26 protein-coding genes are annotated in these 23,496 nt (G+C 60.0%); 11 read left to right on the top strand and 15 right to left on the bottom strand.

All coding sequences use genetic code 11. From position 1 onward, the window contains the following. Positions 1-88: 88 nt before the first annotated feature. From AC1DON_RS10610 to cysT, 8 genes are all read right to left on the bottom strand, one after another. Entirely contained in the window at positions 89-1,102 is a 1,014-nt protein-coding gene (locus AC1DON_RS10610; protein WP_476934770.1) for a sulfate ABC transporter substrate-binding protein, read from the bottom strand. 63 nt (positions 1,103-1,165) lie between these two features. Beyond that, positions 1,166-2,203, bottom strand: a complete 1,038-nt coding sequence (locus tag AC1DON_RS10605) for a sulfate ABC transporter substrate-binding protein (RefSeq protein WP_476934769.1) — start codon at positions 2,201-2,203, stop codon at positions 1,166-1,168. 1 nt (position 2,204) lies between these two features. Further along, positions 2,205-4,574, bottom strand: coding sequence for a TonB-dependent receptor (locus AC1DON_RS10600; RefSeq protein ID WP_476934768.1), 2,370 nt, complete (start codon positions 4,572-4,574; stop codon positions 2,205-2,207). A 177-nt stretch (positions 4,575-4,751) separates the two neighbouring features. After that, positions 4,752-4,955 (bottom strand): YezD family protein, encoded by a 204-nt coding sequence (locus AC1DON_RS10595; RefSeq protein ID WP_476934767.1) that lies wholly within the window; start codon positions 4,953-4,955, stop codon positions 4,752-4,754. 47 nt (positions 4,956-5,002) lie between these two features. Next, on the bottom strand, positions 5,003-5,413 hold the full coding sequence (locus AC1DON_RS10590) for an RrF2 family transcriptional regulator (protein WP_476934966.1): 411 nt from the start codon (positions 5,411-5,413) through the stop codon (positions 5,003-5,005). A gap of 527 nt (positions 5,414-5,940) precedes the next feature. Further along, positions 5,941-6,975 carry a sulfate/molybdate ABC transporter ATP-binding protein gene (locus AC1DON_RS10585; RefSeq protein WP_476934766.1) on the bottom strand — a complete coding sequence of 345 codons (1,035 nt, stop codon included), beginning with the start codon at positions 6,973-6,975 and terminating at the stop codon, positions 5,941-5,943. A 5-nt stretch (positions 6,976-6,980) separates the two neighbouring features. Next, positions 6,981-7,826 (bottom strand): sulfate ABC transporter permease subunit CysW, encoded by an 846-nt coding sequence (cysW, locus tag AC1DON_RS10580; RefSeq protein WP_476934765.1) that lies wholly within the window; start codon positions 7,824-7,826, stop codon positions 6,981-6,983. Next, complete coding sequence (gene cysT / locus AC1DON_RS10575; protein ID WP_476934764.1) at positions 7,823-8,716, bottom strand: sulfate ABC transporter permease subunit CysT; 894 nt, start codon at positions 8,714-8,716, stop codon at positions 7,823-7,825. The genes cysW and cysT overlap by 4 nt, the downstream gene beginning before the upstream one ends. 238 nt (positions 8,717-8,954) lie before the next feature. Between cysT and AC1DON_RS10570 the strand changes: the two genes are divergently transcribed. Together AC1DON_RS10570 and AC1DON_RS10565 are read left to right on the top strand one after the other, a co-directional pair. Further along, the gene (locus tag AC1DON_RS10570; protein WP_476934763.1) at positions 8,955-10,130 is read left to right on the top strand and encodes a serine hydrolase domain-containing protein; all 1,176 of its coding nucleotides are present in this window, start codon (positions 8,955-8,957) and stop codon (positions 10,128-10,130) included. A 228-nt stretch (positions 10,131-10,358) separates the two neighbouring features. After that, the gene (locus AC1DON_RS10565) at positions 10,359-11,612 is read left to right on the top strand and encodes a serine hydrolase domain-containing protein (protein WP_476934762.1); all 1,254 of its coding nucleotides are present in this window, start codon (positions 10,359-10,361) and stop codon (positions 11,610-11,612) included. A 337-nt stretch (positions 11,613-11,949) separates the two neighbouring features. Here AC1DON_RS10565 and AC1DON_RS10560 read toward each other — a convergent pair whose 3' ends face one another. After that, positions 11,950-13,152 carry a BaiN/RdsA family NAD(P)/FAD-dependent oxidoreductase gene (locus AC1DON_RS10560; RefSeq protein WP_476934761.1) on the bottom strand — a complete coding sequence of 401 codons (1,203 nt, stop codon included), beginning with the start codon at positions 13,150-13,152 and terminating at the stop codon, positions 11,950-11,952. Positions 13,153-13,295: 143 nt separating this feature from the next. Here AC1DON_RS10560 and AC1DON_RS10555 point away from each other — a divergent pair, with 143 nt between their 5' ends. The 4 genes from AC1DON_RS10555 (at position 13,296) to AC1DON_RS10540 (ending at position 14,991) form a co-directional block, all read left to right on the top strand. Then, positions 13,296-13,424, top strand: coding sequence for an entericidin A/B family lipoprotein (locus tag AC1DON_RS10555; RefSeq protein WP_476934760.1), 129 nt, complete (start codon positions 13,296-13,298; stop codon positions 13,422-13,424). 97 nt (positions 13,425-13,521) lie between these two features. Next, positions 13,522-13,647: an entericidin A/B family lipoprotein gene (locus AC1DON_RS10550; RefSeq protein ID WP_209724277.1), complete on the top strand. Its 126-nt coding sequence runs from the start codon at positions 13,522-13,524 to the stop codon at positions 13,645-13,647. Between the two features lie 147 nt (positions 13,648-13,794). Further along, a complete protein-coding gene (locus tag AC1DON_RS10545) occupies positions 13,795-14,400 on the top strand; it encodes a DUF1287 domain-containing protein (RefSeq protein WP_476934759.1) in 606 nt (201 codons plus the stop codon). Between the two features lie 15 nt (positions 14,401-14,415). Next, positions 14,416-14,991: a hypothetical protein gene (locus tag AC1DON_RS10540; RefSeq protein ID WP_476934758.1), complete on the top strand. Its 576-nt coding sequence runs from the start codon at positions 14,416-14,418 to the stop codon at positions 14,989-14,991. Here the strand turns inward: AC1DON_RS10540 and AC1DON_RS10535 are convergent. Further along, positions 14,953-15,981 (bottom strand): adenosine deaminase, encoded by a 1,029-nt coding sequence (locus tag AC1DON_RS10535; protein WP_476934757.1) that lies wholly within the window; start codon positions 15,979-15,981, stop codon positions 14,953-14,955. The genes AC1DON_RS10540 and AC1DON_RS10535 overlap by 39 nt on opposite strands. 140 nt (positions 15,982-16,121) lie before the next feature. Between AC1DON_RS10535 and AC1DON_RS10530 the strand changes: the two genes are divergently transcribed. Then, the gene (locus AC1DON_RS10530; protein WP_476934756.1) at positions 16,122-17,198 is read left to right on the top strand and encodes a sterol desaturase family protein; all 1,077 of its coding nucleotides are present in this window, start codon (positions 16,122-16,124) and stop codon (positions 17,196-17,198) included. Here the strand turns inward: AC1DON_RS10530 and AC1DON_RS10525 are convergent. Then, positions 17,195-18,127 carry an acyl-CoA desaturase gene (locus tag AC1DON_RS10525; RefSeq protein WP_476934755.1) on the bottom strand — a complete coding sequence of 311 codons (933 nt, stop codon included), beginning with the start codon at positions 18,125-18,127 and terminating at the stop codon, positions 17,195-17,197. The genes AC1DON_RS10530 and AC1DON_RS10525 overlap by 4 nt on opposite strands. A 135-nt stretch (positions 18,128-18,262) precedes the next feature. Here AC1DON_RS10525 and AC1DON_RS10520 point away from each other — a divergent pair, with 135 nt between their 5' ends. Continuing rightward, positions 18,263-18,586: a metalloregulator ArsR/SmtB family transcription factor gene (locus tag AC1DON_RS10520; protein WP_476934754.1), complete on the top strand. Its 324-nt coding sequence runs from the start codon at positions 18,263-18,265 to the stop codon at positions 18,584-18,586. A gap of 3 nt (positions 18,587-18,589) precedes the next feature. On the opposite strand, the gene AC1DON_RS10515 is transcribed toward AC1DON_RS10520, so the two are convergent. Together AC1DON_RS10515 and AC1DON_RS10510 are read right to left on the bottom strand one after the other, a co-directional pair. Beyond that, complete coding sequence (locus AC1DON_RS10515; RefSeq protein WP_476934753.1) at positions 18,590-18,952, bottom strand: MmcQ/YjbR family DNA-binding protein; 363 nt, start codon at positions 18,950-18,952, stop codon at positions 18,590-18,592. Beyond that, positions 18,952-19,086: a hypothetical protein gene (locus AC1DON_RS10510; protein WP_476934752.1), complete on the bottom strand. Its 135-nt coding sequence runs from the start codon at positions 19,084-19,086 to the stop codon at positions 18,952-18,954. The genes AC1DON_RS10515 and AC1DON_RS10510 overlap by 1 nt, the downstream gene beginning before the upstream one ends. Before the next feature lie 151 nt (positions 19,087-19,237). Between AC1DON_RS10510 and AC1DON_RS10505 the strand changes: the two genes are divergently transcribed. Further along, on the top strand, positions 19,238-20,251 hold the full coding sequence (locus tag AC1DON_RS10505; protein ID WP_476934751.1) for a hypothetical protein: 1,014 nt from the start codon (positions 19,238-19,240) through the stop codon (positions 20,249-20,251). On the opposite strand, the gene AC1DON_RS10500 is transcribed toward AC1DON_RS10505, so the two are convergent. Further along, complete coding sequence (locus AC1DON_RS10500) at positions 20,248-21,138, bottom strand: LysR family transcriptional regulator (RefSeq protein ID WP_476934750.1); 891 nt, start codon at positions 21,136-21,138, stop codon at positions 20,248-20,250. The genes AC1DON_RS10505 and AC1DON_RS10500 overlap by 4 nt on opposite strands. Positions 21,139-21,248: 110 nt before the next feature. Here AC1DON_RS10500 and AC1DON_RS10495 point away from each other — a divergent pair, with 110 nt between their 5' ends. Together AC1DON_RS10495 and AC1DON_RS10490 are read left to right on the top strand one after the other, a co-directional pair. Continuing rightward, positions 21,249-21,689, top strand: a complete 441-nt coding sequence (locus AC1DON_RS10495) for a DUF4260 domain-containing protein (protein WP_476934749.1) — start codon at positions 21,249-21,251, stop codon at positions 21,687-21,689. After that, entirely contained in the window at positions 21,686-22,600 is a 915-nt protein-coding gene (locus AC1DON_RS10490; RefSeq protein ID WP_476934748.1) for an NAD-dependent epimerase/dehydratase family protein, read from the top strand. The genes AC1DON_RS10495 and AC1DON_RS10490 overlap by 4 nt, the downstream gene beginning before the upstream one ends. Before the next feature lie 38 nt (positions 22,601-22,638). On the opposite strand, the gene AC1DON_RS10485 is transcribed toward AC1DON_RS10490, so the two are convergent. Then, positions 22,639-23,361 (bottom strand): SDR family oxidoreductase, encoded by a 723-nt coding sequence (locus tag AC1DON_RS10485; protein ID WP_476934747.1) that lies wholly within the window; start codon positions 23,359-23,361, stop codon positions 22,639-22,641. Positions 23,362-23,496: the final 135 nt, after the last annotated feature.

Genomic DNA, 23,496 nt, shown 5'->3' with positions numbered 1-23,496 from the left:
CCTTTTAGTTGCAACACAAAAAACGGCGGGTCCGTAAAGAACCCGCCGTGAAGTCTTGGTTTTGGGGAGTTACTAAACTCGCGTACGCCTACTTCTTGGTGATACGGTCGAAGACACCGCCGTAATCGAACTGTTCCTTCTGGACCTTGGCCCAACCGCCGAAGTCCTGGATCGTCGCCAGCTTGGTTTGCGGGAAACGGTCGGCATATTTGGCGGCCACGGCCGGATCGGTCGGGCGGTAATAGTTCTGCGCGACGATCTCCTGGCCCTCGGGGCTGTAGAGATAGTTCAGATATTCCTTGGCGACCTCGGTGCTGCCCTTCTTGGCGGCGACCTTGTCGACGACGGCGACCGGCGGCTCGGCGAGGATCGAGACCGACGGCACGACGATCTCGAACTTGCCCTTGCCGAGCTTGTTGACCGACAGGTGGGCTTCGTTTTCCCAGGCTATCAGGACGTCACCGACGCCACGTTCGACGAAGGTGACGGTCGAGCCGCGCGCACCGGCATCGAGCACCGGCACATGTTCGAACAGGGTCTTGAGGTATTCTTCGGCCTTGGCGTCGCTGCCATAGGTCTGCTTGGCCCAGGCATAGGCGGCCAGATAGTTCCAGCGCGCGCCGCCCGAGGTCTTGGGGTTCGGCGTAATGACTTCGACGCCGGGCTTGATCAGGTCGCCCCAGTCCTTGATGCCCTTGGGGTTGCCGGCCTTGACAAGGAAGACGATAGTCGAGGTGTAGGGCGACGAATTGTGCGGGAATTTCGTCTGCCAGTCTGCGGCCAGCAGGCCAGATTTCTGTGAAATCGTGTCGATGTCGCCGGCCAGGGCCAGGCTGACCACGTCCGCGTCGACGCCGTCAATCACGGCGCGCGCCTGGGCGCCCGAGCCGCCGTGGCTTTGGCGCACCGAAACGGTCTGGCCGGTCTTGGCCTGCCAGTGCTTCACGAAGGCGGCGTTGTATTGCTCGTACAGTTCGCGCGTCGGGTCGTAGGAGACGTTTAGCAACTCGACCGCTCCGGCCTTAGTGGCGGGCTTCTGGCCGCAGCCGGCGGCGGTAAGCGAGATGGCGGCGAAGGCCAGAAGTAGATGTCTGCGTTGCATGAGATGTGTCCTCTGTGCGGGCGATGGCGGAAGATAGTGGAAGTTTGTGGATGGGGCCAGTCGTTAGCTGGCGGTGATGCGGTCGAAGACACCGCCGTAGTCGAACTGTTCTTTCTGGACCTTGGCCCAGCCGCCGAAATCGCGGATGGCAACCAGAGGGACATCAGGGAATTGGTGAGCAAATTTCGCGGCAGTTTCGGGATCGCCCGGCCGGTAGAAGTTGCGCGCGATGATGTCCTGGGCCTGCGGGCTGTAGAGGTGTTTCAGATAGGCCGCAGCGACCTTGGTCGTGCCCTTCTTTTTCGCCACCGAATCGACGACGGCGACCGGCGGTTCAGCCAGTATGGACAGGGACGGAACGACAATCTCGTACTTGCCGGCGCCCAGTTTGTTCAAAGACAAGTGGGCCTCGTTTTCCCAGGCGATCAGTACGTCGCCAACTTCGCGTTCGACAAAGGTCACGGTCGATCCGCGTGCGCCCGAATCGAGCACCGGCACATTCTTGAACAGCGTCTTGAGGTAGGCCTGCGCCTTGGCTTCGTCGTTATTGTAGGTCTTGAGCGCCCAGCCATAGGCAGCCAGATAGTTCCAGCGGGCGCCGCCACCGGTCTTGGGATTGGGCGTGATGACCTGAACGCCGGGCCTGGCGAGGTCACCCCAGTCCTTGATGCCTTTGGGGTTACCTGCCCGGACCAACAGGACGATGATAGAGCTGTAGGGAGACGCATTGCGCGGGAGGCGCGACTGCCATCCGGCGTCCAGCAGACCTTTTTGCGCAATCCTGTCGATGTCGTCGGAGAGGGCCAGGGTCACCACGTCGGCGTCGACACCATCGATGACCGAGCGCGCCTGCGCCCCTGAGCCACCGTGGGATTGCCGGACCGTGACGTCCTGACCGGTTGTGTCCTTCCAGAAGCGGGAGAACAGTTCGTTATATTCGATATAGAGTTCGCGCGTCGGGTCGTAGGAGACATTGAGAAGCTCCAGACCCTTCGCAGCGGGTTTGGGCGCGCAACCGGCGCCCACAAGGGAAAGGCCCGCACCGGCAAGACCGGCCGTCAGAAATTTACGGCGAATCATATCGGCGCGGGCAGTCGTCATTCTAGAAGCTCTTCCGGACGGTGACGCCGAAGGTGCGGGGGTCACCCGGCTGGCCGAAGATGGCGCCGGAATTGCCCTGCTGGATGGTGAGGATTGTCAGATACTCTTCATCGAAGGCGTTCTTGATCCAGAAGAAGGTATCAAGACCGTTGGGCGTGCGGTAGCCGAGGCGGAAGTTGGCAACCGTCGAGGCTTCGATAACGGCGTATTTCGACACCGAGGCGTCGGAGTTCCAGTCCGAGCGGTAGTTGGCGTCGCCGCTCAGGTATGCCTGGCCGTCGATACCGTTGAACGGCGCGTCGATCGTGTAGTCGAAGCCGAAGGCGCCGGCCCACTTGGAGACGCCCGGCAGTTGCGTGCCGGAAAGATCGACGATCGAGTTGCCCGAAGCCTGCAGTTCCAGCGGCGCCGGGGCGTTGGCGAACGACGCATACTTGCCGTCGGTATAGGCCAGGGCGCCGTAGAAGCTGAGGTTATCCGAAGCGCGGAAGCGGGTATCGACTTCGAAACCGTTGACCTCGACCTTTTCGACATTGGCCAGGTAACCGCGGACGGAGCCGAGGCCGGAGTCGACGACATTCGCCTGGTAGTCCTTGATCGAGGTGGTGAAGGCCGCGACGTTGACGGTCGCACGGCGATCGAAGAACTGCGACTTCAGGCCCACTTCGAAGGCATCGACCTCTTCCGGACGCAGCACGGCGCTGGCCAGGATCGGGTTGCCGGCGGCGTCGGTCGGGATGCCGGCCGCATTGATGCCGCCCGACTTGAAGCCCTTCGAGTAGCTGGCGTAGGTCAGCACATTCGGGGTGAAGTTATAGGACGCGCTGAGCAGGCCCGACGGCTTGGAGTCTTCGACGTCAGCCGTGTAGGAATAGGTGCGCGAGATGCCGTTCTTGGCCGAAATCAGGGCTGCGTTCGTCGTGGCGAGACCGCCAGAAGCGATCTGCTCGTAGATCTGGCTCTTCTTTTCGGTGGTGTAACGCAGGCCGGCGGTGACGCTGAGCTTTTCCGTGGCCTTCCAGGTCAACTGACCGAAGGCGGCCAGTGAGTCGGTGTTCGACACCGCATGGATGTTTTGCGTGTAGCCATCGAGCAGGTCGGTCGGGACAGCGACGGCCGGCGTGCCGGTCGTGTTGCCGATCAGCCAGCGCGCGGCGTCCGCACCCCAGGCTTCGGTGCCATTGGTTTCGACGCGCTGCGTGAAGGCATAGAGGCCAACGACCCAGTTGAGGGAACGGTCGCCGTCCGATGCCAGGCGGAATTCCTGGCTGAGCTGGCGCTGTTCCGACGGGTTGGACGAACGGGTGCGGATTTTCAGCGAGGTATAGTCGCGGTCGTTCTGCGGCCACCAGTTCCACGCACGATGGGCGGTGATCGAGGTGAAGGTGAGGTCGCCGAGGTCCCAGTTGACCGTGGCCGAATAGCCCTTCACGCGCTGCTTGGCCTGGATTTCGCCATCGACGTCGACCAGGCGGTCATAGACGTTTTGCGAAGCGGGCGTGTAGCCGGCCTGGGCGGCCAGATAGGGGAACTGACGATTGGCGTTACGCAGGGTCGCACCATTGCGGACATAACCCTGTGTATTGGCTTCCGGGTCGGACAGCGAATAGTCGCTGGCCAGCCTGACGCTGAGATTGTCCGACGGCGTGAACAGCAGTTGGCCGCGCAGGACCTGGCTGTTCAGGTCGTTCTGCTTGGTCTTGGTCGTGACGTTGTACAGCAGGCCATCGCGGCGCGTCGAGCCGAACGAGATGCGGCCAGCCAGCCTGCCGTCAATCAGCGGTCCGTTCAGGGTCGCCTTTGTCTGCACAAAGCCTTCGCTGCCGAGCGAGACTTCCAGGTTGGCTTCCGGCTTGAAGGACGGGGCGCGGGTGATGATGTGGATGGCGCCGGCGGTGGTGTTCTTGCCGAACAGCGTGCCTTGCGGGCCGCGCAGGACTTCGATGCGCTCGATATCGACCAGGTCGATCAGGGCCGAGCCCGGACGGGCATAAAAGACTTCGTCGACATAGATACCGACACCCTGTTCCAGGCCGTCATTGGTCAGGCCGATGGTCGAGCCCAGGCCGCGGATCGTGGTTGCCGTATTGCGCGGGTTGGAGGTAATCAGCTGGATGGTTGGCTGATAGCGCTGAAGCTGGTCGATATTGCTGACGCCGGTCTTGTCGAGTTGTTCGCCGCCGACAACCGAAATGGCGACGGGGACGGTCTGGACGCTTTCCGAACGGCGGCGGGCGGTGACGAGGACTTCGCCGTTGGCGTTGTCGGGCAGGATGGCGTAGCCGGCGGCGGTCGCGTAGGTCGGTGCGCCGATCAGGACGAGGCCCAGGGCGGCGCTGAGCGCGGTACTGGCCAGGATGTACGATTTCATGGAGGATATTCCTATGGTCATGTGCACATCACCTCCAGTAGGTCTGGTCAGCGACTTTGTTGTTTTTGTTTGTGATTTGACTGAGGTTGCGAAGCTCAGCCCGGATTATTAAGACAGCTCTCTGGCTTCCTTGCTTGATCGCTCAAGACAGGCTTTCGCGCTTTCTTGCGTGATCGCTCAAGACAAGCTCTCGCTCAGGGGCTTGCCCTTGACATCGAAGCGCACCTTTTCGCTGCGTTCGATCTGGACGACGCGGGAATCGTGGATGACGATTTCCAGCGTGCCGAAGCGGATTTGCTGCAGGCTCTGCAGGATGTGACGTTCGATGTCGCTTAGTTCGGCGACATTTGGGCGCGCGGGCGCGATGGACGATACACTCATGTGATCCTCGTCTTTGAATAGCGGTGAAACTGTGAAATCAGACGGTGTTAGGCGGCTTTTACGCCGATAAGATCGGCCAGACATCGGCCGTCCAGAATGCCCGACATGGCGTTGCGCACATCCAGCATGACGTGGCGCAGGCGGCATGTCGCTTCATCCCGGCAGTCTTCGCACTTCTGATAGGCGGTCAGCGAAGCGCAGCGGATAGGCGCCAGCGGACCGTCGATGATACGGATAATGTCGCCAAGAAAGATGTCCTTGGGCGGCTTGGCCAGGAAGTAACCGCCGAAGATCCCGCGCTTGGAATCGACGATACCGTTCTGGCGCAGTTCCTGGAGAATATTGTCCAGGAACTTCTGCGGGATGTTTTCAGCTTCCGCGATCTGCTTGCTGGGCAGCTGGGGAGCATCACTTTGGGCCATATAAATAAGCGCCTTCAACGCGTATTTGGCTTTCATGGATAGCATGTGTTGCCTCTCCCGCTGCCGTAATCAATCTACACTGATTTAATATGATTTAGTCCAAACTGTGTCAATTGACTTTAATCTCTACTAGATTGGTTTATATTAAGCCTCGAGTTTAGAATGGCTAATCAAACCACAAATCTATGAGGCTCTATTAAGCGCATGCAGGGGGGCGATCTCCTGAAGTATGTGAGAAATTAAGTTTTATAAATGAAAGGTAGCGCTATCATTTTTGTTGACGGCACTGTCCTTTCGTGTGAGCTTGGAGCGGGGACTTCCAATATCGCGTCGTAACCGGGAGGTGCCGCGTGTGCGGGAGCGACCGCAGGCGTGGAGGTTCAACGAATTGAGACCTGGCCCGAGAGAATGTATCGCCAAGACCACGAAATTTGATAAGTAATGATCAAGTTGCTTGAGACCGGACGCCGTTCCCTACGGCGGAGTTAGCCAACAGAACATTCGTAAGGCCAAGCCTTCAAGTCCATGACTTGAAGGCTTCTTTTTGTTCGGTTGATAAAGGATCAAGCGAAGGCGTAGACCTTGGTCGGGCGGACAAACACTTGGTCGCCGGCGTGCAGGGTCGAGGCGTCGGAGCTGTGGGCGTGCTGGGTCTCGTAGACCGTGCCGTCGCCAAGGCGGACTTCCAGGCGCAGGTTGGCGCCGGCCGGCAGAACCGACAGCACCTTGCCGGCAAAGCCCGGACCCGTGCGCGACACTTCGCTGTCGAAGGGACGGAAGCGCACGGTCACCTGGCCATCGGCGGTCGAAGACACAGCCGGCACCGAGAAGCCGTCAAATGCGACCTTGCCGCCCGAGAGATTCCCTTGCGCGATATTGGCGTGACCCAGGAAGTCGAAGACGAAGGCGGTCTTGGGCTGGCGATACAGCTCCAGAGGCTCGCCGATCTGTTCGATCTCACCGGCCTTGAGCACGACGACGCGGTCGGCGAGGTCGAGCGCTTCTTCCTGGTCGTGGGTCACGAAAACGGTGGTGACGCCCGTTTCGTCGTGAATCTTGCGCAACCAGCGGCGCAGGTCCTTGCGGACCAGGGCATCGAGCGCGCCGAACGGCTCATCTAACAGCAGCAGGCGTGGCGAGATGGCCAAAGCGCGCGCTAGCGCGACGCGTTGCCGCTGGCCGCCGGACAACTGGCTGGGGAAGCGTTTGCCGAACTCTTCCATCTGGATGAGGCTCAACAGGCTGTCGACCTTGGCCTTGATGTCGGCCTTGGACGGACGCTCCTTGCCCGGACGGACGTCGAGGCCAAAGGCGATATTCTGGGCGACGGTCATGTGACGGAACAGGGCGTAGGACTGGAAGACCATGCCGATGCGGCGTTCGCGCGCATTGAGCTGCAGGAAGTCTTCGCCTTCGAAGGTGACCGAGCCCGAATTCGGCTGATCGAGACCGGCCAGCAGACGCAGCAGCGTCGTCTTGCCTGAGCCCGATGGGCCCAAAAGCGCCAGGAACTCACGCGGGCGCGCTTCAAACGACACTTCGTGCAGGGCAGCGAAGTTGGTGAAGCTCTTGGAAACGTTTTGAACAATCAAAGACATAAACTTCAGTGTCTCCGGTGGGCGGCCAGTTCGCCGGCAAAGCGCCACTCAAGCAGGGTCTTAAGAACAAGTGTAATCAGGGCCAGGCCCGTCAGGATGGAGGCGCAGGCAAAGGCCGCGACCGATTCATATTGATAGTGCAGGATTTCGATCTGCAAGGGCAGGGTGTTGGTCAGGCCGCGGATATGGCCGGACACGACGCTGACCGCGCCGAATTCGCCCATGGCGCGGGCGGTGCACAGCAGGACGCCGTACAGCAGCGCCCATTTGATGTTGGGCAGGGTAATACGGAAGAAGACGTCCCAGCCGCGCGCCCCCAGCGTCACGGCGGCGACTTCCTCGTCGGTGCCCTGGTCGATCATCAGCGGGATCAGCTCGCGCGCCACGAAGGGCAAGGTAACGAGGACGGTCGCCAGCACCAGGCCGGGCAGGGCAAAGACAATCTTGATGTCATGGTCACGCAGCCAGCCGCCGAACCAGCCATTGGCGCCGAACAGCAGGATCCAAACCAGGCCCGAAATGACCGGCGAAATGGTGAAGGGCAGGTCGAGGATCGTCAGCAGCAGACCCTTGCCCTTGAACTCAAAGCGCGTGATGCACCATGCCGCCGCCAGCCCGAAGACGGCGTTGAGCGGCACGGCGATGGCCGCAACCAGCAGGGTCAGCTTGATGGCCGCGATTGTATCGGGCTGAGCCATGGCGGCCATGTAAGGCGAAGGCCCGTCTTTCAACGCTTCGACAATGACGACGACCAGCGGCAGGACGATGATCAGGCCCAGCCACAGGAGGGCGGTGGCGGTCAGGCCGATGGCGCCGGCGGTCCTGGGCAGGGCAGGGGCGCGTGCGGTCATTTCGCGGCTCCCTGGCCACGGCTGGAAATCCACAGCTGGATCATGTTGAGCACGATCAGTACGCCGAATGACATCATCAGCATGATCAGTGCCACGCTGGCGGCGCCGGCATAGTCGAATTCCTGCAGCTTGATGATAATCAGCAGGGGGGCGATTTCGGTAACATTCTGCTTGTTGCCGGCGATGAAGATAACCGAGCCATACTCACCGACAGCGCGCGCCAGCGACAGCGAAAAGCCCGAGATCAGGGCCGGCGTCAGGCCCGGCAGGATGACACGAAGGGCGGTCTGGAACGGCGTGGCGCCAAGCGTCCGCGCGGCTTCCTCGACCTCGGCGTCGAACTCGGCCAGGACGGGCTGAACGCTGCGGACGATGAAGGGCAGGCCGACAAAGACCAGGGCGATGAAGATACCAAGCGGCGTATAGGCAACCTTGATGCCGAACGGCGTCAGAAGTGAGCCGATCCAGCCATTGGGCGCATAGAGTGCGGTCAGTGCGATACCGGCGACGGCCGTCGGCAGAGCAAACGGCAGGTCGACCAGCGCGTCCATCAGGCGCTTGCCCGGGAATTCATAGCGCGTCAGCACCCAGGCGATGGCCAGGCCGACGAACAGGTTGAGAAAGGCGGCGGCCGCCGCGACGCTGAAGCTCAGGCGCAGGGCTGACAGCACGCGTTCGTCGGTGAGGTTGAACAGAAAGCCCTGCAGACCGTGCTCCCACGGCCGCGCCGCCAGCGCCGCCAGCGGGATCAGCACGATCAGCGACAGATAGGTCAGGGTGACGCCCAGCGACCACTTGAAACCCGGCAGAACCTGGGTGTGCAGGCTGGTCTGTGGCGGCTTGAAGCCTTCGGGCACAGGCGCGCGCGCGGGCGTTGCGGATGACGTCATGCGTGACCTGGATCAACGAAAACTGAAACGCCGGCGGAAAGCAAACTCCGCCGGTGGAGTATGGGCTATACCCCACCCACCCGGCGGCGTCATATCAGAAATCATCGGCGCTTTCATCAGAGTCTCTAACCCATACGCGTGATAGGCGCGTGACCAGGTTTAATTACATAATTTCACTAAAGCGGGTCCGCAATGAATGATAAGGTCAACAAAAGCCAACTAAAGCGATAACTTTCAGATGATGTTCAATCGGCGTGAAATGGTTGTCGGTGGTATTGCTGCGCTGACAACGCCCTGCATGGGTGCAAGCACTGGGGCCGAGGTGCATATTGCCCGTATCGAGCGCGGAGGCCGTGCCGGTGGCGGTGAACTCGCCGCGTTGCCGATAGATGTAATGATGCAAAAGCTGGGCGTCCCAGGCATGAGCATCGCGGTCGTGCGGGATACTCAGATCCATTGGTCGAAATGCTATGGCGTCCGGGATGCGGCGTCTCGCGCTCCTGTCACGCCGGCCACGCGATTCCAGGCCGCATCGATTAGCAAGCCTTTAACCGCGATGGCGGTGCTTCGACTGGCCCAGGAGGGGCGTATCCGCCTGGATGGCGATGTCAACGCCTATCTTCGGAACTGGTCCCTCAAAGCTTGTCGGGACTGTAAAGGCAAGCCCGTAACCCCCCGATCCCTGATGGGCCATGTCGCCGGCGCAGAAGATGGCTTCGGTTTCCCTGGTTATCCGCCCTCGGTCCCTCTGCCGACGCTAGTCGATATTCTGGAGGGGCGCTCACCGTCGGTCACGGGGGCTGTGTCGTTTACGCGCCCGCCCTTTGAAGATTACAAATATTCGGGTGGAAGCTACGTCGTCATTCAGAAGATGCTCACGGACCTCACCGGGCGCCGATTCGAGGACCTGATGCACGATCTGGTTCTGAAGCCGCTTGCCATGGAGAACAGCACGTTCGAGCAGCCGCTGCCTTCAAAGATCGCGGCCCTGGCTGCGACAGCGCATTCGGCCAACGGCAAGCGCATGGATCAGCCGTGGCACGTATACCCCGAACAATCGGCGGCAGGCCTCTGGACAACCGCGACAGACCTGGCTGCAGTTGTTATCGAAGTGCAGCGGTCCGTTCAGGAAGGCGGCGGCAACCTCCTGCGCCCGCAAATGGCACGCGAGATGCTTACGCCGATCGGTGTGGGGCCTTTCGGAGCTGGGTTCAGACTGGCCATGATCGGTGACGAATGGTATTTCTATCATGGCGGCAGCAATTGGGGCTTCGAGGCTCATGTCAGAGGACATCTGCGCAAGGGGTACGGTGTTGCTATCATGACTAACGCTCAGGAAAGCGGGGCCAGGCTGATTAATGAGGTCGGAAGCCGGTTGGCGGAATCCTATGGCTGGGACAGCGCCCCGAAGTGAACATATATCGCATCCGAAAATTCAGTTGATAGTGGGGCGTCTTTCAGCGCAACGCTTGCGGAAGTGCCTAATGCGAAAATACTCGTAAGTAATTATCGCCTCACGTGCCGGAAGGTTATTCATATTAACAAATATTAATTTGAAGTTTAACAATCATGATATACGTTTTTCTGTGCAATTTCTTGCATTTGGGGGAATTATGTTTCCCAAAATGATCGGCGGCGCATTGTGAAAGACAAAATCGACAAAATCAGGGCGACGCGGCGGGCTTTCCTGGGAGGCGCCACCGGTACTTCGGCAGCGTTCTTCACCAGCCCAGTCAACGCAAAACCGGCGGGTGCCGGCTGGGCTGTCCCATCGGATTTTGCCTCTCATCTGGCAACCCTGGTTCGCGCGGCCTGTGTGCCAGGCTTATGCGCCATACTGGTTCGAAATGGCGAGATCGCGTGGGTCCATGCCATAGGCGTGACCAAGGCGGGCACGGCGCAAAAGGTCGATGCGGACACGATATTCGAGGCGGCTTCGATCAGTAAAGCTGTTTTTGCCTATATAGCCTTGCAAATGGCTGATCAGGGTATTCTTGATCTCGAAAAGCCTTTGGTGGAGTATTTTCGTCCTGAATATCTGCCGGCGGATCCTGCGCTGGCGACCATTACAGCCCGTCACGTTCTGACGCACACGTCAGGACTTCCGAACTGGGGTGATGAGAACAAGCCGGAGTCCTTTACGCTTCAGTTCGAGCCTGGAAGCCATTTCAGCTATTCCGGAGAGGGCATTTTCTGGCTTCAACTGGTCGCGGAGAAGCTAACCAATGAAGGCCTGGATGTGATCGCAAGGCGCCTGCTGTTCGAGCCAGCAGGCATGACAAGAAGCACATTCGCGGCTTATATCGACGATCCTAATGTCGCATGGGGGCATGTCGGGGGACGAGTGGCAAAGAGCCAGGGATGGCGGGATGTTTCAGGTTTTGTCAGCCGTTTAGCGGCAGAGTGGGGCGAACCGGTCAGGAACTGGACACAGGCAGATTGGGTGAAGGCTGGCGCCAGCGCTGATCCAAAATCAAGCCCGCCCAAGAGGGTACGCTTTACCAATGCGGCGTCCAGTCTATTGACAAGCAGCCAGGACTTGGCGCGATTTGCGGTTTTGCTGTCGGGGCGCCGCCGCGCCCCTTGGCAGGTGAAGGAAGCTACCAGGCTTACGATGGTATCGCCCCTTGTCGCCGTGCGTCAAAACGTGCCGCACTGGTGGGGCTTAGGCGTCGAGATCGAAAACGGGACTAGGGGGCGTCGTGTCGGACACGAGGGGAATAACGACGGGCGCTGCGCCGCCTATCTGGCAACCGAACCTGATAGCGCAGATGCACTGGTGGTCATGACCAACGACGGCGCAGGGTTTGGCGTCTATCAGCGGATGGTTCAGGCCATCACGGGACGCGACCAATTTTCATTTATAGCCAATGAAAGCCCGCCTTTGGATATTTAGACAACTCACATTTTCTCTAAGGTAAACGTCCGATCCACACAGGATGCTTACCTTATTCCATCATAAACAAGTTGGAAGAAATGCAGAAAATCATCAACAGGAGATGTGAGTTGAGATCAAATTAATTTCTTTTAAAATGAATTCGCCAAAGAAATATTGTATAATGCTTTTCGATCGAAGCAATGGAAAATCTCTATGCGGGGTTAAGCTCAATGGAGAAAAATTATACATAACAATTTTTGATAATAATAAAGCTGGAGTGTGTCACTACTAAACATTTTTGTATGATATTTATAATTATCCCCCAGCAATTCATGACGACGGCTCGACAATATACCTAGATTTTATGCTTCGCCACAGCGGTCGCGGCTGCGGTTATGTCCCGCGCCGCCGCGACGGCCGTGGCAAAGCAGGCCTGAAGCAGATAGCCGCCGGTGGGGGCTTCCCAATCGAGCATTTCGCCGATGGCGTAGACGCCGGGCAGGGCCCTGAGTTCAAAGTCTGGCGTGAGGCCTTCAAAGCGGATGCCGCCGGCCGAGGAAATGGCGCGGTCCAGCCCCTGCATGGCCGTCAGGCGTAGAGATACGGCCTTGATGTCGGCGGCTTTCGTTTCATGTACCAGGCCGATGGCGGCGGGCGACAGGTTGAGCGCCTTACGCAGGCGGTTGGACAAACTGTCCTTGGCGGAGGCGCGGCCGAGTTTCGAAGCTACCTGGCCGGCATTCATGTCAGGCCGGAGATCGATCGTCAGGTCGGCGTGGCCCTCACGGGCGATGGCCTCGCGCAAGACGCCTGACAAGGCATAGACAGCGCTGCCTTCGATACCGGTACGCGTCAGCATGGCTTCGCCGCGTACGGTTTTGCCACCGAAGCTGAGCGCGATGTTCTTAAGCGGCAGGCCTGCGAATTTCCCGGCGAAATGCGCGGTCCAGGTCGTCACGAAGCCGGCATTGGCCGGCCTGAGCGCTGCGATTTCGACGCCTTTGGCCTCCAGCACGGGTACCCAGCCACCGTCGCTGCCGAGCCGCGGCCAGCTTGCTCCGCCCAGAGCCAGGATCGTCCGGTCGGCTTTGACGTGCGCTGTTCCGTTCGGCGTATTGAACACAAGCGCTTCGCCGTCCCAGCCGCGCCAGTCGTGGCGAGGATGGATGACGACACCCAGGCCCTCCAGACGGTTCAACCAGGCCCGCAAAAGCGGAGAAGCCTTCATGGCCTTGGGGAAGACGCGGCCCGAGCTGCCGACAAAAGTCTCGGCGCCCAGGCTGTCGGCCCAGGCGCGCAGGTCTTTTGGCGTAAATGCATCCAAAGCGGGCTTTAGCGCAGCGGCGCGTTTGCCGTAGCGGCTACCGAACCGGTCCATCGGTTCGGAATGGGTGAGGTTTAGCCCGCCGCGGCCCGCCATCAGAAATTTACGCGCGACCGACGGCATGCGGTCGTAGACGGCGACGCGTGCGCCGGCCCCGGCGAGGACTTCGGCAGCCATTAGGCCGGCGGGGCCTGCGCCGATAACGACAACAGAGAAGGAGGGGGGTAACGACATCCGGTCGTCATAAACCTGCCTGCGGCATGCGCCAACGGGCCATTTCGCGCTTTTTACGATTTTGCCCGCGAACAACATCGCAAACTGACCACCCGCTCAGAGATAATCCTATCTGTGTAATTTGGCACAGAAGGAACAAACCTATGAAACGCCTTGTAATCGTGTCGCTGCTTTGTCTCGCCCCGCTCATGGCCACCGCCTGCCACACCGTCCAGGGTGCCGGCAAGGACGTCACTTCTGTCGGCGAAGCTATGGAAGACGCCGCAAAGTAAGTTTAATTCTACCCGGCAAATGGCTCAGAAGGGTGATCTCGGCAAACCCGAAAAAGCGTGTTATGGACGCATATCTCAGTGAGAGGAGATAGAGTCTATGAAACGTATTGTGGTTTTTTCCCTGATCGCCCTTCTGCCTTTGATTTCGGCCTGCAACACCATCAAGGGCGTCGGCAAGGACATCACCTCCGTCGGCAACGCGATGGAGAACGCGACGAAGTAATCTCTTTTGAGATTCTCGTCAGCCAGGCCACCTTAACGGGTGGCCTTTTTCATGGGCGACGCCTGGCGCTGCTGCGCCATCAATAAGCCAAGAACCCTTTCCATCACTATCGTCTTCAATAACAGTAACCTTTGGGACGAGGGTGCAATGGGAAGGCTGATCGATCGCAGGGCGTTTTGGGCCGTCATTCCTGCCTTGAGCCTGGCCGGCTGTGCCCGCAGCCAGGTGCCCGTGCAGGGCAAGGCGGCGCTGTTGCTGAAAGGCGCCCACAGCCAGATTTCGAAGACACTCGCCTACGATCCGGCCTATACGCAGCTTGCCTATCCCAATGGCGATGTGCCGCTGAAGAAGGGTGTCTGCACTGACGTCGTCATCCGCGCCTACCGCGCCATCGGCATCGATTTGCAGCAGCGCGTCCATGAAGACATGGCGGCGCATTTCGCGCTTTACCCGAAGACCTGGGGGCTGAAACGGCCCGACAGCAATATCGACCATCGCCGCGTGCCCAATCTCCAGGTCTTCCTGACGCGCTTTGGCCAGAGCCTGCCGGTCAGTCAAGATCCGGAGGACTACAGGCCGGGCGACCTGATCACCAACCTGCCCGGTGGGCGCACCCATATCGCCATTGTCAGCGAGGTCCGCTCGCCCCTGACGCAGCGCCCGATGGTCATTCAGAATATCGGCTTTGGCGCCCAGCTTAACGACGACCTCTTGACCTACCCGATGACTGGGCACTATCGATATGGAGTATAGGAAGAGGGAACGGGCATGACATTCCGGCGTTTCATCGCCTGGATCGCCGAGAAGCTGCTGGAATGGCAGCTGTTCATCCTGCTTTTGCTTGGCGTAAAGTTCTTTTTGCCGACAGACCTCAACAGCTACCAGACCTTCGACACATTTATCGCCGGGGCGCAGACCCAGTGGTACGCTTCGATCGACGAAGCCGTCTTCATGACCGACGCTTTTATGAATGGCTCGTACACGGCCTATGTCTGGAAGACCTGGGTGGCAGCCGGCTGGCTGGTCGGCATCCACGTCTATTTCTGGAGCTTCTATATCTTCACGTCGATCTTTGCGGCCTTACGCGGCCCAAGAGGCTATATGCCGCGCGCGATCCTTGCCTTCCTGATCAGTGCCGGGATACTGGCCTGGCGGCAAAGGGCAATGTTCGACATCCAGGCGCTATATTTAAGCGGCGCTCTGCTGGCCGGCGGTCTGGTCGTAGTGATGATCTCGACGGCGTTCGGCGATTTCCTCGATGCCCGCATGGCCGGGCAAAAGCCAGCGCGCCCGGCAAAAGGGCCGTCAGCGCGCGGCCGCGTACGCCTCGATTTCAGCCATTAGCTGCGCCTTGCGCTCAGGCGTGGCGAACGATCCGGCGATGCTGTTGCGCGCCAAGGTCAGGCAGTCTTCGCGGCTGATCAGGCCCAGTCGCGTCAACGCCTTGAAATTGTCGTTCACATAGCCGCCGAAATAGGCCGGATCGTCGGAATTGATCGTCGCCTTCAGTCCGTATTTCAGCATCAGCGGGATCGGATGGTCGCGTAAGCTTTCTACAACGCACAGCTTGTGGTTCGACAATGGGCACACCGTCAGGGGCAATCCCTCGCGGACGATGCGCGCCACCAGGTCTGGATCTTCCAACGAGCGATTGCCGTGATCGATGCGGTCGATCTTCAGCACGTCCAGCGCTTCATAGACATAGTCCGGCGGGCCTTCCTCGCCGGCGTGGCAGGTCAGTTTCAACCCCATGTCGCGCGCCCTGGCAAAGACGCGGGCGAACTTCGACGGCGGATGGCCGACCTCGGACGAATCGAGCCCGACGCCCAGAATCCGGTGGAGATAAGGCTCTGCCATCTTCAGGCTGTCGAAGGCGGCTTCTTCGCTGAGGTGGCGCAGGAAGCTGTGAATGATCGACACCGACAGACCCAAAGCTTCGGCGTCTTTTGCCGCGCGCAGCAGGCCTTCGATGACGACGGAATAGGGGATGCCGCGATCGGTGTGGGTCTGCGGATCGAAGAAGATTTCGGCATGACGGACGTGATCGGCGGCCGCCCGCTGGAAATAGGCCATCCCTAAGTCGTAGAAATCTTCCTCTTCGCGCAGCACATCGGCGCCCTGATAGTAGATGTCGAGGAAGTCCTGCAGGTTCGAGAAATCATAGGCGGTGCGCACCGCTTCGACGCTGTCGAATGGCAGGGCGATGCGGTTGCGCTGACCCAGCGCAAACATCAGTTCCGGCTCCAGCGAGCCTTCGATATGCAGGTGCAGTTCGGCCTTGGGCAGGGCGGAGACGAAGGCATCGAGGGAAGCTGTGCTTTGCGTATCGGGCATTAATCAAACCTTTGACGAGATAGGCTATCACAAGCACACTCCGTCTGTTTTGCAAAGCTGGGTTGGTCCGGGTTTTGCATCCTGACAGGCGAAAATGGGCGGACATGGCTCGCCTGACCGATTAGGGGACACTAACCGCGATGACACCCGAGACGCCCGGCGCCGGATCGCCCCAGATTGCAACGCCTGCCTTAAGTGCACCGAGCGCAAAGCTCGTGACCTGGGCGTGGCGCGGCGTGGCGCTGCTCGGTTTCGGCCTTTACCTCTGGGCCTGGTGGGCGGTGTGGAAGCTGGTCGAACCTATGGTTCCCGACGAAATTACCGTCAACCTGGTGGTGCGCAGCATCACCGTCCATGAAATCCGTCACAAGGTGTTGGACGCGGCCTCGCTTATGGTCGCCCTGATCCCGTTCGTCCTCTATGTCGAAGCGATAATGGTCGGCTGGGACAAGAGCTCGGTGCGCCGCATCCTGTTCGCTCGCACAGAAAGCATCAAGATGGACCTGGCCTGCCTCGCTGCCGGCCAGACACCGCTCATGCAGCTTATCGGCAAGGTCCTGACCTTCGGTCTTTCGGCCGGCTTCGGCGTCTGGATCCACGACGCATTGTCCAAGGCCGTGGGCTTCGACATCGGCCTCAGCGCCACGCCGGAAATCGTCCAGGTGTTTGTCTATTTCTGGCTCTACACCTTCTTCGACTACTGGACCCATCGCATCGACCATACCTATTTTTTCTGGCCGCTGCACCGCTATCACCATTCGACCGAAGACTTCTGCGTCATCACCTCGCTGCGTTCGCATCCGGCGGCTTTCCTGGGCGTCTTCATCATCAATGCGCCGATGGCGATCCTGGGCGCGCCGATCTCGGTCATGATTTCGGTCAATCTGGCCGTCACCACCATCGGTCTGCTGATCCATTCGGGCATCGATTCTGACTGGGGCTGGTTCGGCAAGTGGGTGATCCAGTCGCCCAACCATCACCGCCTGCACCACATCCTCGACTACAAGACGCACGGCGTCGGCAACTTCGCCATCGCGCCGGTCTGGGACCACCTGTTCGGCACCTATAAGGGCGAGGCTGGCCCCAGCCTGGCCATCGGCGTTGACAAGCCGTTGTACCGCCAGGGCTGGTTCTTCTTCATCGACCTGTTCCGCGACTATTGGGACTTCGTGAAGACCTACGGTCTGTTTGTGGTCGGCAAGCGGCGCATCGACTAGGCCTTCAGAGGCGTGGACGCCTCGGCTTCCGGTGAGCCCACCCAGTGCAGTTGTGGCCGCTCGGGCAGGTCTTCGGGCATCCGGATATTGCGCACCAGGCCAATGGTCTCCAGCCTTTTGAGGAACCAGAAGCCGGGATCGGACTGGCCGTCATACAGGCCAATTTTCGCCGAGCCCGGAAAGGCGTGATGGTTGTTGTGCCAGCTTTCGCCCATGGTAATCAGCCCGGCCAGGGCGACATTGCGTCCCTGCACGCCGGCGCCGCGCACATGCCAGTCATGCGCTTCGTTCGTGTGCGCCAGGTGGCCGATCAGCCAGTGGCCGCTTACCGTGACGGCGATCTGCGCGCACACGCCCCAGAGAACCCAGGCCCAGCCGCCGAGCGCGAAGAACAGGATGGCCCACGGAATGTGCTGCGCCATCCAGTGGCGGTCAATGAGCTGGTAAAAGCGGTCATTGGCGACTTCGGGTTCGATGACGATGCGCGGTGGCTTTGCCAGGCGGATATCGCAATGCATCTGCCAGATGGCGTCGATCAAGGGCGGCTGGCGGTGGGAGAAATAGTCGTGGCAGTGGCCCTGGCGCTGCGCCCAGTCGCGCTGATCGTGGGTGCGAATCAGGGCAAAAGGCCCGCCAAGTCCGACCAATGTGCCCATATAGACCATAAACCGCTCCAGCCATAACGGGCAGTCAAAGCTCTTGTGGACCAGGCGCCGATGCATGCCAACGGAGTGTCCGACGAGCAGGACCGCGACCGTCTTCACAACGAACAGAAGAATAGCGCCCGGCTCGAAAAAGAAGATGAGGCCGGCGCATGTGCCGGTATACATGCCAATTAAGAATAACGATTTGGCGGGCGACCAGACGACCTTGCCGGTCACGGCCTCGGCCTCAACAGTGGTATCGATGCGTGCGATGTTTTCGAACATAATGGAGCGGCCTCCGGCGCGGCTTGACGGGAGTTGGGAACGCATATACATTTAGCTAACAAGCTAATCGTTATGCTGATAAGAACATTTAGTCAATACGCTAATTGACTAAATGTTATCGTGACTGGAACATCCATGCGTGTGGTGAAGACCTTCGAAGCCCTTGCTTCGGAACCGCGGTTGAAGATTCTGGCCTATTTGTCCAAGGCCTCAATGACCGCCGGCGAGATCGCCGAACGCTTCGACATGACCAAGCCGTCCCTGTCCAAGCACTTGAGCATCCTGGAAAACGCGGGGCTGATCAGCAGCGAAAAAAAGGGCAAGTTTGTCCATTACAGCATCGTCGCCGACCACATCGCCAACACGCTTGACGGCTACCTGCAGGAAGTCTGCCCGGTGCGTGGCCCGCTGCGCAAGGAAAGCGAGAAGCAGGCCGGAAAAGAGCCCGAAGCGAAATAGAGACTAGCGCTTCTTCTTTTTTGGCTTCGCGGCCTGGATAGCGTGACCCTTGGCCAGCACGCGCGTAAGCTCGGCTTCGTCGATCGCTGGCAGGCGCGTCAGCACTGCGGGAAAACCGCGATAGTGGGCGTCATCGAAGAAAATGTCTGGCGCTGCCTCGACCAGGAACTCCTTGTGCTCGAGCGTGCAACTGATCGCCAGCACATCGATGTTCGGCCAGCGCTTTTGTTTCGGCGTATCGCGCTGCATGAAGGTCCAGGCAAAGCCCCGCTCGCCGACCGAAAAGATCAGGCGTTCGTCTGTCGAATCATCGACCGCGCCCGGCAGGGTCATGGCGATGCGCCGGGCCTGTGCGGAATCGACCATTATTTGCCGACGGCGAAGCGCTTGCCGTCAAGGCGCCGGAAGCGCGCGGCATTGCTGGCTGGTGGATAACCGTAGACGCGTAAAGGGTGCGCGTGCAGGTGCATGTCGATTTCAGCAAATACCAGCGTAGCCAAGGCCGTCACCATAAAACGCATCGCTCACCGGTAACACCGTTGTCCTTGGAAATACAGCGCAGGATTTTATGTCGCGATCCAGCAAACCTGATGCATCCCTTGCAAAATTGCGTCTAGCCTGACGGTGAAAAAAGGCATCGCCGGAGCGCAGATGCACGAGACCAGCCTGACAGATATCGACCTTGCTGAGCCGGCGGTTGCCGACACGGTTCCGCGCGCCCGCATGGCCGGGCAACTGGCGAAAAAGCGGTTCTGGCTGAGCGACTTCGCCTGGCACGACGGGTGTCTCGTCATCAGGAAGACAGGCGTCCGCCTGCACATAACCGCTGCATTGCTCCATGAGATGTGTCAGTGGGCCATTTATCTGGTCGTTCTTAATTGCATGGCGGCCGGAACCTACCTGCAGAGGCGTCGGCGTTTACGTATCTGGTTCGCGCCGGATCAACCGCGCCCGTGGTATCTGTTGCGGGGCGCGGCGATGTGGTCGGGCATCGACCTTACGGACCAGGAGAACGACGCCGACGCGGCCGTCTATTTCGATGACAGCACGACCGGTGCGCCACCCGCGACATCCTGCCCCCGGCGCCTCAATCACGCCTGTACCGATATCAGCAAAAGCCACGTCGCGGCCGTTTTTGCCGAGATATTCGGCTATCCCCTCAGTGTCGATCCGATGGCGGTACGCGGCGAGATCGTCGAAAAGCCGGAAAAGAATGGAGTCCATGGCGGTCGCATCGTTATGGCACCGCTACTGCCAAGGCCGGGGTTTACCTATCAACGCATCATCGATACGCGCGATGATAACGGTTGCTGCCGCGACCTGCGTACGCCCATGGCCGGAGGCGCGCCCGTTGTCGTCTGGGTCAAGGTCAAGACAGCTGAGGGGCGGTTTTCAATCCATAACCGCAGCGCCTGGCTGGCGGATCCCGCTGAAATCTACTCCGCAGAGGAGCGGCGTCTTATCGGCGCCTTTGCCCAACGCATGGGCCTTGACTGGGGTGGGTTGGATATCCTGCGTGATCGCGGTGACGGTCGCATCTACATCGTCGATGTCAACAAGACAGATCTTGGCCCGGTCATCGCCCTGCCGTGGCGCGACAAGCTGATATCCATGCACCGCCTTGGAAACGCCTTGCGTGCGCTGGTGACGGCAGAGGTGTTTTAAGGCCCTGTGAGCCACGTCCCGATGGCATCGGCCAGGAAGTCGGCGACGCGGCGGATACGGGCATTGCTGCGCACCTCTTCGTGCATGACCAGCCAGACGGGCAGGGCGGGCAGCGCCATGCCGATCCGGTCGTCGACCCGTTCCAGATGGGATTGCTCACGGGCCAGTCGAACCTGGGCAAAGCCGAGACCGGCCCCGGCATTCATCAGCTGCCAGCCGACCACCTGATCATCGCAGCGCACCGGAAACTGATGGCGGGTGACGGTGAAGCCGTATCCCGCAAAGCCCTTGATAATGTCCTCGGAGCGATCGAAACCAAGGACATCGTGATGCAGCAGGTCTTCAAGCTGCTCGGGTCGGCCCATGCGGTCGAGATAGTCACGTGTGCCGTAAAGCCCGAGCGGCGTTTCCCCAAGGCGCCGGGCGATCAAAGCGTTCTGCGTCGGGTCGAACATGCGCAAGGCAATGTCGGCGTCGCGGCGCAGCAGGTTCTGCGACAGGTCCGAAGCGACAATCTCGATCTGGATCAGTGGCTCAGCCAGACGCAGTGCCGCAATCATCTCGGGCAGGACAAAACTGGCCACCATCTGCGACGCGGTGATCCGGACCGTGCCTTCGAGCGTTTCGGCCTTGCCCTGGGCCTTCAGGGCGAGGTTGTCAGCGGCGGCGCCCATGGCGCGGGCGTCGTCAACCAGTCCCAATGCGGCGTCGGTCGGATCGAGCCCGCGCACCGACCGGCGGAACAGGCTGACGCCTAGCGCCGTTTCCAGTTCACGGACATGGCGGCCAAGTGTTGGCTGGGTGGTGCCGATGCGCGCGGCGGCAGCCGATAACGAGCCGGTATCGACAACAGCGAGGAATGAGCGAAGCAAGGTCCAGTCGAGCATATCTATTCAAATTTGCATGGATTGTATGCGAATTATCGCAAATTACATACATAAGTAAATGGATCATTGTGAGTCTTGTCAAGCCCAGGAGGGCGAACAAGGAGATGCAAATGTCTGGACACGTTACCGGAGCGCCGCGGACGCTTCTTCGCCTCGAAGGCCTGATCGTCTTTTCGGCCGCTATCGCCGCCTATGGCCGGTTTGTCGCTCATGATGGCTGGGACTGGATCTGGTTCACGGCGCTGTTTTTAGTCCCCGACCTGTCGATGATCGGCTATCTGGCCGGTCGCAAGGTAGGGGCAGCGCTCTATAATCTCGGCCACTGGTACGGTGGGCCCATCGCCGTGCTGGTCTGGGCCGTGATGAGCGGCAATGAAACGGTCTTAAGTCTTGGTCTGATCTGGGTCAGCCACATCGGTTTTGACCGCGCGTTGGGCTATGGCCTGAAATACGCCAGCGGTTTCGGCGCCACGCACCTGAAGACGAAGGGCAAAAAGCCCTGCCGTAACGAAACTGTCGCGCAATCGATCTTCCAGGAGGTCGAGGCATGAGAACGGTTCTTGTTCTGGGCGCCCTGGGCGGCGTCGGTCGCGCGGTGGCGCAAGCGTTCGCCGGCAATGGATGGCGTGTGCTGGGGCTGGTCAGGCCCGGGCGTACGGGTTTGCCTGAAGGCGTCGTCCCGGTGATCGCGCCGACTGACGATCCCGCAGCCGTTGCGGCTGTCACCGGACCGGTCGATGTCGTCTTCAACGGTCTGAACTTGCCCTATCCGGAATGGTCGAAGTCGCTGCTGACGCTGTTCACTCAGGCCGCGGATATCGCCGAACATCTGAACGCACGTCACATCTATCCGGGCAGCGTTTATAATTTCGGCGTCCGTATGCCAGCGGAACTGTGGCCCGACACGCCGTTCGCGCCGACCACGAAGAAGGGCCGTATCCGTGTCGCAATCGAAGCCATGCTGAAGGCGCGCGCTGATGCGGGACGGCTTAAAACCATCGTCATTCGTGCCGGGGACTTCTTTGGCGAAGGTGCGCCCAATAGCTGGATGCGTGCCCTTGTCGCCAAGGATTTAAGCAAGGGTGTTATCACCACGCCGGGGGCTTACGACACGGTTCATGCCTGGGCCTTCCTGCCGGATCTTGCGCAGGCAATCGTCCGTCTGGCTGAGTCGGAGGGACAGCTTGGTGCCTATGAGCTGTTCCACTTCGAAAGCCACAATGTCACATTCCGGCAACTTGCGAAGGCCGGGGAGACAGCGGTAGGCCGCAAGGTCCGCCTGAAGCGCATGCCGCGCCTTGTCTTTCATGTCATGGGCTGGTTCAGCGCCTTCATGCGCGAGGCGATCGAGATGCTTTATCTCTGGGACGTGCCGCATGCGTTAAAGGACGAACGACTGGAGCGCACCATAGGCGCCTTACCCCATACGCCCCTGGCCGAAGCGCTGAAACGCAGTCGCTGAAAGCAGAAAAGGCGGGAGGTATCTCCCGCCTTTTTGGTTTAGCCTTCGCCGACCAGGGCCGTGTCGAGCGTTCGACCATCCGTCTCCCACAAGGCTCCGATGTGCTTGGCGACCGGATCGGGGAAGATGTAGTCGTCGTCGGCTTCAAGGCCCTTCACGATTTCCGACGCCGCGTGTTCCGGCGTCGTCTTGTCCATCGGAATGTCACGCGCCATGTCGGTATCGATTGGACCGGGATAGATGCCGACGACGCGGATACCCTTGTCCTTCAACGTGACGCGCAGGGTCTGGGTCACCGACTGCAGCGCGGCCTTGGATGCCGAATAGCCGGCCAGGCCGGGGGCAGAAGTCAAGCCGACGACGCTTACCACATTGGCGATGGTGGCGCTGCCGCGCGCCTCAAGCTGCGGCGTGAAGGCGCGGATAACGCGTAGCGTGCCGTAATAGTTGGTGTTCATGTCGCCGCTGATCAGCTCGATGGGGCTGTCGACGAAGTTGTTAAAGGCGGCGGTACCGGCATTGTTAAGCAGGATATCGACATCGGGCGCGGCCTTGGCGGCGGCGTTGACCGAGGCGTCATCGGTGATGTCGAGGGCTATGGGAACGATACGGGCGTCGTTAAAATCGGGCAGGGACGACGTGTTGCGGGCGGCGGCGTATATCTTGGTGACGCCGGTCTTCAGCAGTTCGCGGACGGTGGCGGCGCCGATGCCGCGGTTTGCGCCGGTCACGAGGACGGTTTTGCCTGTGAGGATGGACATGATTTTCAAGCTCCGAAGGTTCGGCCGGATCGTTGTGGAGGCGGCGCAAAAAAGTAAACCGATCTGTTTACATATTCGTATGTAGACAGATCGGTTTACTTCGTCAAGGGGAGCGCCTATATAAAATTCAATCGC

Source organism: Asticcacaulis sp. P4_H10 (assembly GCF_056400965.1).
This window is presented reverse-complemented; position numbering and strand designations above follow the sequence as displayed.